This is a genomic window from Paenibacillus kribbensis (assembly GCF_002240415.1).
Lineage (GTDB): Bacteria > Bacillota > Bacilli > Paenibacillales > Paenibacillaceae > Paenibacillus > Paenibacillus kribbensis.
On sequence record NZ_CP020028.1, the window covers coordinates 2,618,020 to 2,632,005 of the forward strand.

Consider the following 13,986-nt stretch of genomic DNA (forward strand, 5'->3'; position numbering starts at 1 on the left):
TGAACGATGAGCGAAAAAGTATTTATTAGTCCAGGTAAATATGTGCAAGGGAAAAACGTGATTGATAAAACGGGTGAGTATGTCAAGCCATTAGGTCATACGGCTCTGGTTATTGCAGATAAGCTGGTTTGGGGCATCGCAGCTGACCGGGTAGTCAAAAGTCTGGAGCAGGCGGGGATTACGGCGGTTAAGGTTGAATTTCAAGGAGAAGCGTCCAAAAATGAAGTGAACCGTATTGCTGATCAGGGACGAAGCGGTAAGGTTGATATTGTCATCGGTGTTGGTGGTGGCAAAACGCTGGATACCGCCAAAGCCGTTAATGAACTACTCGGTTCCTCAGTTGTGATTATTCCTACGACTGCTTCCACGGATGCACCGACCAGTGCGCTATCTGTCTTGTACACGGATGAAGGTGCGTTTGATACGTATTCCTTTTTTAGTAAAAATCCAAGTTTGATCCTGGTCGACACGAAAGTCATTTCCCAAGCGCCGCCACTATTCCTCTCCTCAGGTATTGCGGATGCCATGGCAACGTGGATTGAAGCCCGTGCGGTCATCGAAGCTCGTGCAACGACGATGGCTGGCGGTTTGCCAACCTTGGCAGCCGAAGCCATTGCGTCCAAGTGCGAGGAGGTTCTTTTCGATTACGGACTGCAGGCTTACGAATCTGTAAAGCGCAAAGTCGTCACACCTGCGCTGGAAGCGGTGGTGGAAGCCAATACGCTACTGAGCGGTTTAGGTTTTGAAAGCGGTGGCTTGGCAGGCGCACATGCGATTCACAATGGTTTTACCGTGCTGGAAGGTGACATCCACCATCTGACGCACGGTCAGAAGGTAGCTTTTGGCACCTTGGTACAGCTTGCCCTGGAGCAAAGACCTCTGACCGAGGTGGAACGATATATTGACTTTTATCTAAAGCTGGAGCTGCCCGTAACGCTGGAAGACGTTAAGCTCAAGGAAGCTTCCCGCGAGGATTTGTACCGGGTAGCTCAGGCAGCCACGAAAGAAGGCGAAACGGCTCACAATCTGCCATTTGCCGTTACAGCGGATGATGTACTGGATGCGATTTTAGCTGCTGATCAGTATTCACAGGCTTATAAGGCTAAAATTGGATATAAGAACTAACCTAAAAAACTAATTTTTAGAATATAAATGAACGCAAAGGCCGCTGATAAGCGGTCTTTTTTTCCATTATTTAACTTGTAACTTATGTTATGGTTTTATTGATACATAATCAGGAAATGCCGGAAGTACATCTACGGCTTACCTAAAACTTGAGAGGAGTTTAACAATGGCAAAATGGAATGTGGAAGACAACGGGACTCAATATAGTATTGAGTACAAGCGCAGCCTGAATGGCGGCAAGATTATTGTGAATGGGAGCGAGCAAAGAGTTAAAAGCCAGAATGCATTTTTGAATTTGATTGATTTTCCAATCAAATTGAATCATAAAGCTGTGAATGTTGTGGTTATCGGCAACAAAGCGGATTTGGCCGTGGACGGTGTGTATCTCGGGTCCAAGCAACCTTATGTTCCTGTGAGCAAAGTTCCCGGCTGGAGCTGGGCTTTTGTCACACTTAGCCTGGCTATTGGATGGCTATTTGCGGGAATCTTGGGTGTGTGCTTAGGAATATTGGGCAGTATGTTTTATGTGAAATCATCTTTATCCATGCATCAAAGCACCAAACGAGGAGTCGTAAGCTGCTTTATCGTCTTCTTCATCATCAGCGTGGTACAAATTGTATTTGGTATTGCTGTAAATCAGTGGCTTAATACACTATAAAATATTTGTGACATCACCTGCTCAGAAGTTAAAAGGCTCCCCCGCATGAAGCGGCGAGAGCCTTTTGTCATTTTAGATCGCCCAATTTCCTTTACGGAAGATAGGTTCCTCAGTACCGTCCTCGGTAACGCCATTAATGTCCATTTCAGCTGAACCAATCATAAAGTCGACATGCGTCAGACTGAAATTTAGACCGTTCGCTGCCAGTTCCTCTGCAGTCATTTCCTTGCCGCCTTTAAGGTTAAATGCATAGGCATTGCCAATCGCCAGATGGTTGGATGCATTTTCATCAAACAACGTATTATAGAACAAAATATTTTTGTCAGAGATAGGTGACTTGTGAGGTACGAGAGCAACCTCTCCCAAGTAGTGGGAGCCTTCATCCATTTCTACGAGATGCTGAAGAGTCTCCAAACCTGTATCAGCCTGTACATCGACAATGCGTCCATTTTCAAAGGTCAACGAAAAGTTGTCGATAATATTGCCACTGTAGCTAAGTGGTTTGGTACTGCTGACTTTGCCGTTCACTCCTGTTTTAAGTGGAGCTGTAAATACTTCTTCGGTAGGCATGTTGGCTACGAAGGTATGTCCTTGTTGATTGACGCTTTCAGCAGCTACCCAGAGGTGAGCCTTGGCCAATTCGATGGTGAGGTCGGTTCCTGGGGCTAAATAATGAAGCTTTTTATAGCGTTTGGCGTTTAAAATATCGGATTTGCTGGAAAGGGTTTTCAAATGCTCTTTCCAAGCTTCCACGGGGTTGTCCAGATCCACACGCACAGTGCTGAAAATGGCTTCCCACAGCTTATCTATTTGTTCGGAGGCAGGGAGATTTGGGAATACTTTGGCTGCCCACTCTACAGAAGGGTAAGCTACTAGTGACCAACTGAATTTGTCAGCCATTTGATATTCACGGTATTGATGTAATTCATGTGACCGCACCCGCTGTGCAGCCGTGATTCGACTGGACGGGATGCCTTTAAGCAGATCGGGATTATCGGCAATAACATGGAGGACTGCCGCGCCATGTTCGACCTCTTCCGTCATTTCGGCTGCATACCATTTGGGGGGGATATTAAACGTTTCGTCAGGAGCCAGTTCATACTGTAGCCGGGTGATGGTCTCATCGCTCCATTTTACTTTAACCAGCTTCGCTCCGAGCGTATAGGCTGATTTGACAATCAGTCGCACGAGTTCCGCGGACAAGATGGGAGCATGAACGATGAGGGTCTGTCCAGGCTGGACATTGACGCCCACTCGAACGGCTAATTCGGCATATTTTTGCAATTTTTGTTGAAAATCTGACATGTTACTTTCCTCCATTTCACGAAAAAGCTTTAAACAGGCTTGGGTCGCTTGCACAGTTTTTTTGCAAATTCTACACATAGCTTATATATTGTACAATGTAACGAAAAGGTTCTCAAATCAGTTTTGGTACATTTTAGTAAAAATGAAAGGGCGGATCAATGAATGACAGAGCAAAATTCACCTCAGGAAGTGAAGGAAGTACATATTCAACAGGCACAGATGACGAGAGATGAAAACGGTGTTTATTTAGGCCAAGTCGTATTTGGAGTAAATGGACATCAGTCTGTATATGAGATTACCTTCCACAGTAAAAAGGGGAAGGAATGGGACTACAGTCTTCATTTTGCGGGGGAATCGCGGGTAGAGGAAGAAATGCTGGAGATGGATAGCTGGATTGAAGAAAATGATGATTTGTTCGATTATTTGCTGGATGCGGCTTGGAACAAATTACCCGAGTAATGTAAACAGGTCTATTTTCGTGACAAGCGGATTATATTTAGCAGTGTCCGCATAATCTGCTGACATGGGGGAAGCCTATAGGTCGATAATAACAGGAAATTCCATGTGAATAGGAGGGTGACGCTTTGGCAAATCATCTGTTCACCGAAGGAATGACGGCAAATGAAGAGGCTGCTCCCGATCTCTTGAGCTTACGGACGCTGTTTGTAAATGTGTGTTTTATCGGGGAGCCGGGAAGCCGAGCCTGGGTGCTGGTGGATACGGGGATGACGGGATTTACAGACTCGATTATAAGCCTGGCTGAGAAACGGTTTACCGGTCCTCCGATTGCTATTGTGCTTACTCATGGTCATTTTGATCATGTAGGCTCTGTTATTGAGCTGGTACAGCATTGGGGGGCTCCTGTTTATGCACATCCGCTGGAATTGCCTTATTTGACGGGAATGAAGGATTATCAGAAACCTGATCCCGGTGTGGGTGGAGGTTTGTTGTCGGGTATTTCTTTTCTGTACCCCAATGATGCTATAGATCTCGATGATCGCATTGCTCCCTTGCCTCAGGATGGCAGTGTCCCTGGTGCTCCCGGTTGGAAGTGGCTGCATACGCCAGGACATACACCTGGTCATGTATCGCTTTTTCATGAGCGAAGACGGCTGCTGGTGGCTGGGGATGCTTTTATTACGGTGAAGCAGGAAGCGGCACTGACTGTTATTTTACAGGAAAAAGAAATTTCACAGAAAAAAGAAATACACGGGCCGCCTGCATATTTTACGACAGATTGGCAGGCTGCGCAGCGCTCAGTGGCAATGCTGGCTGGTTTGAAGCCTGAAATTGCGGTTACAGGACACGGTCATTCCATGCATGGAATGGAGCTGAGAAATCAGCTGGAGCGACTGGCCGCAGATTTTGAGCGCATCGCGGTACCCAAACAGGGACGGTATGTGTAATGATGTGAGAAGTGCGATGCTTTGCGGGGCATCGTTTTTTTGTGGTGACGTGGAATTTTTTTGCTGAGCATGGTATAGTCAAGCCAAAAGCAAAACGCTTTCATTAATCATCGTCATTTCATCAAGGAGGATTTTTGATGACACAACAGCATGCTGCAATTGGTGATCTTTATTACGGAATCCCCGCCATTCGTCTTAAATTTGGGCGGTATGAAGCGGTAGCCTTGCCGGGAAACGGTGCGAATCTGATTTCTTTTCGTGACAATGAAACGGGATATTCTTTTTTGCGTGAGCCGGATGCCGACAGCATAGGGGCTTTTAAACAAAACCCGTCGGTTTATGGAATTCCTTTTTTGTACCCTCCGAATCGGTATGAGGACGGGAAATTCCTGTGGAATGGAGTTACATATGAGCTGCCGATTAATGAAGAGAAGACCCATAATCATTTGCACGGCTTTTTACACACCGTTCGGTGGGAAGTTGAGGACTATGGCTCCGGGGAGCAGGGCAGCTATGTGGTAATGAATCAGCATGTCAGGGAAGGGCATCCCATGTTCCGATACTTGCCGTTTACCTTCACGATGAAGCTGACGTACACGCTGGACGAATTTGGCCTACAACAGCGTTATGTGATCCATAACGAGGGTGATCAACCGATTCCTAACTTGTTTGCCTTTCACACGGCGATTCGGGTTCCGTTCGTACCCGATAGCTCGCCTGAGGACTACAAGATTAAGGTCACGATCGGTGAACGTCGTGAGCTGACGGAACGGTTGCTGGCTACAGGACAGTTCCAGCCTTTATCGCCGGAAGAGGAATTGCTGAAGACGACGGGAGTTAGTCCTTATTTTGCTTCTATGGATAATCATTACACGGCAGTTCCACAAAATGGACGCAACTACATGGAACTGTCACACAGCAAGACAGGTGCTACCCTCGTATATGATGTAGGCACAGCCTATAAGCATTGGATGATCTGGAACAACAAAGCGAACAAGGAATTTATTTGTCCTGAGCCGCAAATGAACATGATCAATGCACCGAATCGTACGGATTTGCCTGCGGAAGACATCGGGTTGATTGCACTGGCGCCGGGTCATATTTTTGAAACAACCAGTCGTCTGTATTGTGTTACACCTAAATAAATCGAAATCCTAGCATTACTGTATCGGATAAGTCTGCATCGTGTCTAACGGTGCAGGCTTTATTTGGATGGATGAAAAGCTGAAGGTGATGAGTTGCAAAATGTGAAGCAGTCATAGTATGATACGAAACAGGAGATGATCAGATGAATGATGGTATGGTGCCTTTTCAAGCCGTCAAACGCAAGCAAATTGCTGATGAAGTGGCTGAACAGCTGCAACGAAAAATAACAGCTGGTGAATGGAGCATAGGTACAAGGATTCCAACAGAGCCTGAGCTCATGAAGCTCTTTGGGGTTGGGCGATCCACAGTGCGTGAAGCGGTTAGCGTTCTGGTGCATGCCGGTCTATTAGAGAAAAAACAAGGACATGGAACCTTTGTCTGCCAACCGACGACCTCTCAGGAGCCATTGGATTACCGTCTAAGCCGTGCTGAAATCATCGAGGTTTATGAGGTGCGAAGTGTATTGGAGCTAGAGATTGCCAGATTGGCTGCCTTACGCCGTAATGACGAGGATTTACGTTTGATGCGGGAGGCACTGGACCGTCGTGCAGCGACATTGGCCGCTGGAGATATGAACGGGTATCTGGATGCGGATATCACTTTTCACTTGGCTGTTGCCGGGGCTACACGCAATAAAGTGCTTACAGACGTATATCGCAGCTTTGTAGAGGCGATTCGAAAGGCGCTGAACAATCTCGTTACCGATCCGGCAATGCCAAACCATTTTACATTACAGCATGAGAAAATATATGAAGCGATCCGGGATCAGGATGGCAAGGCTGCTGAGCTGTATAGCATTCAACATTTGGACGGTACCAAGCTGGAACTGCAAAAGCTTATGGCTAGTTCATAATTTTTTTAATCTTAAACATCTGATGATCGGATGAATAAGATATTCTGTAAACTATTTTTTGAGCATCTCCTAAAACTAAAGCAAAGGTGGTATCTGTATGCGCAAAATATGGGTGTTGGACACAACATTAAGAGATGGGGAACAATCACCGGGAGTTAGCCTGACCAGCACAGAAAAGGTGGAAATTGCCCTTCAGCTTCAAAAGTTGGGCGTAGATCGGATTGAGACCGGTTTTCCGGCTACCTCGCCTGGTGAGATATCCAGCATGCAGGAGATTGCCAAACAGGTTACCCAGGCCACACTGGTTGGTTTTGCACGCTCCAAAGAACAGGATATTGATGCGGTGAGAGAGGCGCTGCGGGGAGCCGAGGATGCCTGTCTTCATTTGTTCCTGGCCACCTCACCTATTCACCGCCAACATAAGCTGCGAATGGATAAGGAGAAGGTATTAGAGACCGCTGCCGCTGCCATTCGTTATGGACGCAAATATTTTAGCAAGGTAGAATTTTCGGCGGAGGATGCCAGTCGTACCGAGCTGGACTTTATTTGTGAGGTCGTGGATATGGCGATCCGCGCAGGGGCGACAGTCGTCAATTTGCCGGATACGGTGGGATATGCCTCGCCCGATCAGTTCGGTGAAATGTTCAGAGTCGTCAAACAGCAAGTGCATAGCATCGAAAAAATACAGCTCAGCACACATTGTCATGATGATCTTGGAATGGCTACAGCCAACACACTGGCGGCTATCCGTAACGGTGTAGACCAATTTGAAGGGACCATCAATGGCATCGGTGAGCGGGCAGGAAATACACCGATTGAGGAGGTTGTACTGGCGCTTGATACCCGAAAAGAGCTATATCAGGCACATACAAGTCTGGTGCTGGAAGAGCTGTATGCTACCAGTCGGCTGGTAAGCAAACGCACAGGAATGTCTGTCCCCGGAAACAAGGCCATCGTTGGAGCCAATGCTTTCTCGCATGAGTCCGGTATCCACCAGGACGGTATGCTTAAGGAGCGTACAACGTACGAGATTGTCTCGCCCGAGCGCATTGGTGTGAAGACGAGCAAGCTTGTGCTGGGCAAGCATTCGGGTCGACATGCGTTTAAAGAAAAGCTGGCGGACATGGGGTTTGATGCTCTTACAGAGGAGCAGCTTCAGGAGGCGTTCCATAAATTCAAAGCCTTGACCGACAAGAAAAAACAGGTGTTGGATGAAGATCTGTTTGTCCTGATGGACGAAAGCCGCGATGTCTCTCCACGGATTTACACCCTGGACTCCATTCAAGTATCCTATGGCAATCAATCTGTTCCGGTAGCGTCTATTCGGTTGAGTAAGCAAGACGGAACCGCAATTGATGAAGTAGCGATGGGGAACGGTTCTGTAGATGCTATTTTCAACGCTATAGATAAGGCGAGTGGTGAAGAGGTGGAGTTGGAGGATTATTCAATCCAGTCTGTAACGTATGGCAAGGATGCACAGGGGGAAGTACATGCCATTCTAAGGCAAGGAGAGTACACGGCTCGAGGAAGAGGTACAAGTACAGATATTTTGGAAGCTAGTGCTAAAGCCTATATCGATGCACTGAACAAGCTGTTGGGCAGAAAAAAAGTCTATGCCAGAGGTAATATCACCATTAGCTGACTTAGAGATCAGGCTGGTAGTCGATATTCTTTTCCTCCTCCGATCTTATCGTAAAAAAGCGCTTGCAAAATAAATGATATCATTTGAAATATAATGTATAATAGGCAAAGAAGATCACGATATTTTGTCTGAATTACATAAGCCAAGAGGAGGAAATGAATTGAACTACCGCATCGAAAAGGATACGTTGGGCGAAATCAAGGTACCGGCAGACCGTCTATGGGGCGCGCAAACACAGCGAAGCAAGGAAAATTTCCCGATTGGTTCGGAGAAAATGCCATTAGAGGTTATTCAGGCGTTTGCGGTGCTCAAAAAGAGTGCAGCGATCAGCAACTATAAGCTGGGCAAGCTGTCACAGGAAAAGCAGGACGCCATTATTTACGCAGCGGATGAAATTCTCGCTGGACGAGTTAATGACCATTTCCCGCTAGTTGTATGGCAGACGGGGAGCGGTACGCAGTCCAATATGAATGTGAACGAAGTCATTGCTCATCTGGGAAGCCAATGGTTGCAAGAGCAGGGAAAAGATACGAAGCTGCATCCCAATGACGATGTGAATATGTCGCAAAGCTCAAATGATACGTTTCCCACGGCGCTTCATGTGGCAGGCGTCATTGCAGTTGAGGAGCGCTTGCTGCCTGCCATTGACAAGCTGAAAGAAACCTTCCAACAGAAGTCAGAGCAATTTAAGGATATTATTAAAATCGGACGTACTCATCTACAGGATGCAACGCCGCTCACACTGGGTCAGGAAATCAGTGGCTGGACTGCCATGCTGGACAAGAGCAAGCGAATGATCATCGACACGGTTCAATATATGAAGGAGCTGGCGATTGGTGGTACTGCTGTAGGTACAGGTATTAACGCCCATCCAGAGTTCGGTACCCGAACCTCTGCCGAAATTTCCAGCATCACTGGCAAAACGTTCACTTCTGCACCGAATAAGTTTCATGCACTCACCAGCCATGATGAGGTTGTAGCCGTACACGGGGCAATCAAAGCGCTTGCCGCTGATCTGATGAAGATCGCCAATGATGTCCGCTGGCTGGCAAGTGGCCCACGCAGCGGCTTGGGTGAAATTACGATTCCTGCGAACGAGCCAGGCAGCTCGATCATGCCAGGCAAGGTAAATCCGACCCAGAGCGAGGCGCTGACAATGGTTGTTACGCAGGTTATGGGTAATGATGCAGCGATTGGCTTTGCTGCGAGTCAGGGTAATTTTGAGCTGAACGTGTTTAAGCCGGTTATTATTTATAATTTCCTGCAGTCCGTGAATCTGCTAGCCGATTCGATTGTGGCGTTTAATGATAACTGTGCGATCGGCATCGAGCCGGATCTCGCTAAAATTGAGCACAATTTGAACAATTCGCTGATGCTGGTGACGGCATTGAATCCATATATCGGATATGAGAATGCTGCCAAAATTGCCAAGCTTGCGCACGCGGAGGGACTGTCTCTCAAAGAAGCGGCTCTTCGTAGCGGTCTGCTGACCGAGGAACAGTTTGACCAGTATGTCGTACCGGCTCAAATGATTCAGCCTAAAGCATAAAGCGCGACGCGTGTCGCAGCTAAGTCTATAAAAAACATACATCCAGCTCATGGAGTGCTATTTTAGCACAGATCGTGAGCTGGATTTTTTCGATTTCTAAACATTTTTTGATCAGAAATTAGTATTCTGCATGATTTGAGGGTATATAGATAGAAGGCGAAAAATGAACATCTATTTTCAAGATAGGAGAAGCCGTATGGAACAAACAACCGTAATTAATTTTATTGTGCTTTTGCTGTCCGGCTTACTGCTGGTCGGTGTTCTGACCACTAAGTTTTCCAGTCGTTTCGGTATGCCTGCACTTGTTTTGTTTATTGCTGTTGGCATGGTGCTCAGTCAGTTTATTTATTTTGATAATGCCTTTATTACGCAGCTGGTGGGTATTCTCGCACTGATTGTGATCTTGTTTGAAGGCGGGATGCAGACGAAGTTTGCAGATATTAAGCCGGTAATTCGACCTGCGTTGTCATTATCAACGCTGGGGGTCATGATTACGACTGTAGTTGTTGGCGTCTGTGCCAAGTTTATTTTAGGCGTAGGCTGGATGGAATCCATGCTGTTCGGCGCTATTGTGGGATCGACGGATGCAGCGGCTGTGTTTTCCGTTTTGGGTGGTAAAAATATCAAGAAACGAATTACCTCTACGCTCGAAGCGGAATCCGGCAGCAATGACCCGATGGCTGTATTTCTTACAGTTACGTTGATTGAGCTGATCCATCACCCTGAGCAATCCATTTGGATACATATTTTATTGTTTTTATGGGAAATGGGCTTTGGTCTGGTTATTGGTTTTGCACTTGGACGCTTAGGCGTATACGCCATTAATAAAATGAATTTTGAGTCATCCGGCCTGTATCCCGTGATGGCCCTGGCCTTTGCGGTCTTGACGTATGCGGCGGCCTCCTTGCTGGAAGCAAGCGGGCTGCTGGCGGTATATGTTATGGCCATCGTGCTGGGTAACTCCGACTTGACCTACAAGCGGTCCATTATTCATTTTAACAATGGCTTCGCCTGGATGGTGCAGATTATGATGTTCGTCTTGCTCGGACTACTGGTTTTCCCGGATCAGCTGCTGGGCATTGCGTGGCCAAGTTTGGCGCTTTCCGTTATCCTGATGCTGATAGCTCGCCCGATTGGTGTCTTCCTGAGTTTGCTTTTTTCCAGGTACTCAGTACGCGAAAAGACGCTGTTATCCTGGGCAGGGCTACGAGGAGCGGTCCCTATTGTACTGGCCACCTATCCTCTGCTGGATGAGATGGATGTAGGGCCCATGTTTTTTAATGTTGTATTTTTCGTCGTGCTTACCTCTGCGATTATTCAAGGTACAACCATTTCGTGGCTGGCAGTGAAGCTTGGCTTAATGGACCCTAACGAGACGTCGTCCCCTTCATTGCTGGAGTTGGTTTCTCTGGGAAAAACCACTTCGGAAATCAATCATATTCAGGTGCAAAAGGGAATGTCAATTACAGGCAGAGCGATTCAGGATATGCAGCTGCCGGATGACATTTTATTCACCGCCATTATTCGAAACGAGCAAATTATCGCCCCAAGAGGCACAACTGTGATTGAGCCGGGGGACACGTTGTATGTGCTTAGTCCCAAGCTCAAGCGACAGCAGATGAAAGAATTGTTCATGCTTCGATAACGGTCCTTCACATTTGTGTGGAGGATTTTTTTGTTGTGCTATTTTACAGCGTGATGAATCTGTTAAAAAATTGATACTATCATTCTACAAAATTAGATTATGATATTGTCGATAGATGCTGCTGTTTAATAGATAACAGTGAGTTTTAAAGATTGAAGTCACCATAACAGGAGAGATGTTGAATGAAACCGGAAATTTTGCCACAGCGTGCAGCAGCCCGCAGGCAGAAAAATAAAAAGAAGAAACGAAAAGGTAGATTCGGCCGTTTTGTGCTGCGACTTTTTATAGTTTTCCTGCTAGCAGGAATAGGGGGCGGGGCATGGTTATTTTTAACCCCTTCCGGCAAGGACATGCGCTATTTGGCTGCGGATACGCTGATTACGACTCAGCATCGCCACTGGGCGAAATATTTTATCGGTGAAGCGGAGGCGCAAAAACGTGTGGCCGAATATTCGGCTCGTTTTGAGCAGATGGGGGAGGAGAAGGACAGGCATACGATCAAGCTGCCTCTGATATCGACCAAGTTGCAGCAAACGCCGCTGGTTGAAGTGGAAGAGGTATCAGGTCGGAATTATCATGGCTACGTGACGATTGTGCATGACCCGACAAAAATCAGACTCGGGATTCCTGCCACGGTTGGCAGGGGAGAACGGGTATCCAGCATGGTCGAGCGTTTGGGGGCTGTTGCTGGCGTAAATGGCGGTGGATTTGCCGATCCCAACTGGAACGGGAATGGCTTTAAACCGATCGGTGTTGTCATTTCTCAGGGGCAGTTATACTACAACGATATGGGGAAAAATGCTTCTGCCCAAATCGTAGGTATTGACAAGCAAGGGAAAATGATTGCCGGTCATTATTCATTATCTGAATTGTCCAAAATGAATGTGCAAGAAGCAGTCACCTTTCAGCCGCGTTTAATCGTGAATGGCAAAGGTCTGATTCGAAATGCCAGTGAAGGCTGGGGAATTGCTCCTCGTACCGCAATGGGGCAAAGAGCTGACGGTGCGATTATTTTCGTGACTGTTGACGGGCGTCAGCCTGGTTACAGCATCGGTGCTAATTTGTATGATATGCAAAATATTTTACTTAAACACGGAGCAGTTATTGGTGCTAATCTGGATGGTGGATCATCGACCGTGCTCGTTAAGGATCACGCCATTGTCAATAAACCTTCTTCCGAATACGGCGAACGGTATTTGCCGACAGCGTTTCTCGTATTTGAGCATCCGGAAACCGTCAGCATCCCGAACATTTGGGCAGGACTGAATCCTAGTGACATTGACGCAGCCAAAAAGAGATAGTTTAGCAGTTGGTGTTAAAACATACAAAAAGCGTATATCGCTCGAAGTTAATTTAACTTCCCGGTACACGCTTTTTTTGATGAAATGGGTGGTTGATATTGTGATGTGCTCAAGCTTTTATTAAGCGTCATTTTCCGCTTCGAGAAACACGGAGATCAGAACGCGAGCGTTGCTTGCTCCCACGTTTTTGGCATAATGGGGAATGGCTGCTCTCCAGCTAAAGGAATCCCCCGCTTCGAGGGTAGCTGAATCCTCACCTTGCTCTACATAAACCGTGCCTTCCAAAATATAATGAATTTCATCTCCAGCATGAGCATGTTCTTCTTCTGTTGATGAGCCCGGCGGCATGTCCACCAGCATCATTTTAACGTTACCCTGACCCCCTAAATGGTCGACCTGGAGGTTGCTTTTGCCATACACCGTTTTACGGCGCTCGTCCTTGCGAATTACCTGCATTCGTTCCTCTTCTTTAAGAAGCAGAAAAGCGAGAGGGACCTTAAGCGCATTAGCAATGCTGTCCAGTGTAGCGATGGAAGGGGAAGTTTTATTGTTTTCCACCTGGCTCATAAACCCTTGTGATAGTCCGGTTCGCTCACATATTTGCTGAATGGATAAATTTTTACGTTTACGTGCAGCCCTTATGTTGCATCCTATACCCATAGAGCTTTCCCCCTTAAAAAATATAATTTATACTAATTTAATATTTATCATACCAAATATTTTGTTGACAGACCACAGTTTCATATGATAAATTCGCATTACAAAATAATTATTCCTATTACTAATAATTTGAGTTTAATTCACACAAATCTGTTGCAGCATAGATTCGAACTGTATTATTTTTTAAGCAAATTATTAGTAATATAAATTAATTATTCATATACACTTGTGAGTGTGAAAAACAAACAGAATGGAGAGATAGACATGAGTTCAGCAAGCAGAAACATTTCTACAATTATGCGAGTGGCGCTGGGGATTTTGTTTTTGGCACACGGAATCGCCAAATTCCAAATGGGGCTGGGTAATGTAGCAGGCTGGTTTTCCAGCATTGGCATTCCAGGATTTTTAGGTTATGTTGTTGCGGTGATTGAGTTGGTCGGCGGGATTGCATTAATCCTCGGATTGTTTACCCGTTATGTATCCGGAGTTTTTGTTATTTTATTAATCGGTGCGATTTTTACAGCCAAATTGTCTGGTGGATTGATGGGGAATGGTCAAGGTGCCGGCTATGAGCTGGATATTGCTTTTATTCTGGTAGCTCTTCATCTGGTTTTTGCACCGACGACCCGCTTGTCTCTGGATTCTTTGTTCAGCCGTCGTACATCAACAGAACATTAATTTTGGAATAGTTTGCTC

General features: G+C 46.3%; 13 protein-coding genes. 11 read left to right on the top strand and 2 right to left on the bottom strand.

The annotated features are described in order from the left end of the window. Positions 1–6: 6 nt before the first annotated feature. Both B4V02_RS11840 and B4V02_RS11845 read left to right on the top strand, forming a co-directional pair. Positions 7–1,125, top strand: a complete 1,119-nt coding sequence (locus B4V02_RS11840; protein WP_094154913.1) for a glycerol dehydrogenase — start codon at positions 7–9, stop codon at positions 1,123–1,125. Positions 1,126–1,291: 166 nt separating this feature from the next. After that, positions 1,292–1,783 (top strand): hypothetical protein, encoded by a 492-nt coding sequence (locus B4V02_RS11845; RefSeq protein WP_094154914.1) that lies wholly within the window; start codon positions 1,292–1,294, stop codon positions 1,781–1,783. Between the two features lie 72 nt (positions 1,784–1,855). Here B4V02_RS11845 and B4V02_RS11850 read toward each other — a convergent pair whose 3' ends face one another. Further along, positions 1,856–3,088: an aminopeptidase gene (locus B4V02_RS11850; RefSeq protein WP_094154915.1), complete on the bottom strand. Its 1,233-nt coding sequence runs from the start codon at positions 3,086–3,088 to the stop codon at positions 1,856–1,858. A 162-nt stretch (positions 3,089–3,250) separates the two neighbouring features. Between B4V02_RS11850 and B4V02_RS11855 the strand changes: the two genes are divergently transcribed. The 8 genes from B4V02_RS11855 (at position 3,251) to B4V02_RS11890 (ending at position 12,630) form a co-directional block, all read left to right on the top strand. Beyond that, complete coding sequence (locus tag B4V02_RS11855) at positions 3,251–3,547, top strand: hypothetical protein (RefSeq protein ID WP_007432450.1); 297 nt, start codon at positions 3,251–3,253, stop codon at positions 3,545–3,547. A gap of 125 nt (positions 3,548–3,672) precedes the next feature. Continuing rightward, entirely contained in the window at positions 3,673–4,494 is an 822-nt protein-coding gene (locus B4V02_RS11860; protein ID WP_094154916.1) for an MBL fold metallo-hydrolase, read from the top strand. A 137-nt stretch (positions 4,495–4,631) separates the two neighbouring features. After that, the gene (locus B4V02_RS11865) at positions 4,632–5,639 is read left to right on the top strand and encodes an aldose 1-epimerase (protein WP_094154917.1); all 1,008 of its coding nucleotides are present in this window, start codon (positions 4,632–4,634) and stop codon (positions 5,637–5,639) included. 143 nt (positions 5,640–5,782) lie between these two features. Next, positions 5,783–6,493 (top strand): FadR/GntR family transcriptional regulator, encoded by a 711-nt coding sequence (locus tag B4V02_RS11870; RefSeq protein WP_094154918.1) that lies wholly within the window; start codon positions 5,783–5,785, stop codon positions 6,491–6,493. Between the two features lie 97 nt (positions 6,494–6,590). Further along, a complete protein-coding gene (locus B4V02_RS11875; protein WP_094154919.1) occupies positions 6,591–8,135 on the top strand; it encodes a 2-isopropylmalate synthase in 1,545 nt (514 codons plus the stop codon). A gap of 160 nt (positions 8,136–8,295) precedes the next feature. Next, entirely contained in the window at positions 8,296–9,684 is a 1,389-nt protein-coding gene (gene fumC / locus B4V02_RS11880) for a class II fumarate hydratase (RefSeq protein WP_094154920.1), read from the top strand. A 196-nt stretch (positions 9,685–9,880) separates the two neighbouring features. After that, positions 9,881–11,329, top strand: a complete 1,449-nt coding sequence (locus B4V02_RS11885; RefSeq protein WP_094154921.1) for a potassium/proton antiporter — start codon at positions 9,881–9,883, stop codon at positions 11,327–11,329. 182 nt (positions 11,330–11,511) lie between these two features. Beyond that, positions 11,512–12,630 carry a phosphodiester glycosidase family protein gene (locus B4V02_RS11890; protein WP_007432442.1) on the top strand — a complete coding sequence of 373 codons (1,119 nt, stop codon included), beginning with the start codon at positions 11,512–11,514 and terminating at the stop codon, positions 12,628–12,630. Between the two features lie 120 nt (positions 12,631–12,750). On the opposite strand, the gene B4V02_RS11895 is transcribed toward B4V02_RS11890, so the two are convergent. Continuing rightward, a complete protein-coding gene (locus B4V02_RS11895; protein WP_094154922.1) occupies positions 12,751–13,290 on the bottom strand; it encodes a helix-turn-helix domain-containing protein in 540 nt (179 codons plus the stop codon). A 264-nt stretch (positions 13,291–13,554) separates the two neighbouring features. On the opposite strand from B4V02_RS11895, the gene B4V02_RS11900 reads away from it, so the two are divergent. Further along, positions 13,555–13,968 carry a DoxX family protein gene (locus B4V02_RS11900; protein WP_094154923.1) on the top strand — a complete coding sequence of 138 codons (414 nt, stop codon included), beginning with the start codon at positions 13,555–13,557 and terminating at the stop codon, positions 13,966–13,968. Positions 13,969–13,986 lie beyond the last annotated feature (18 nt).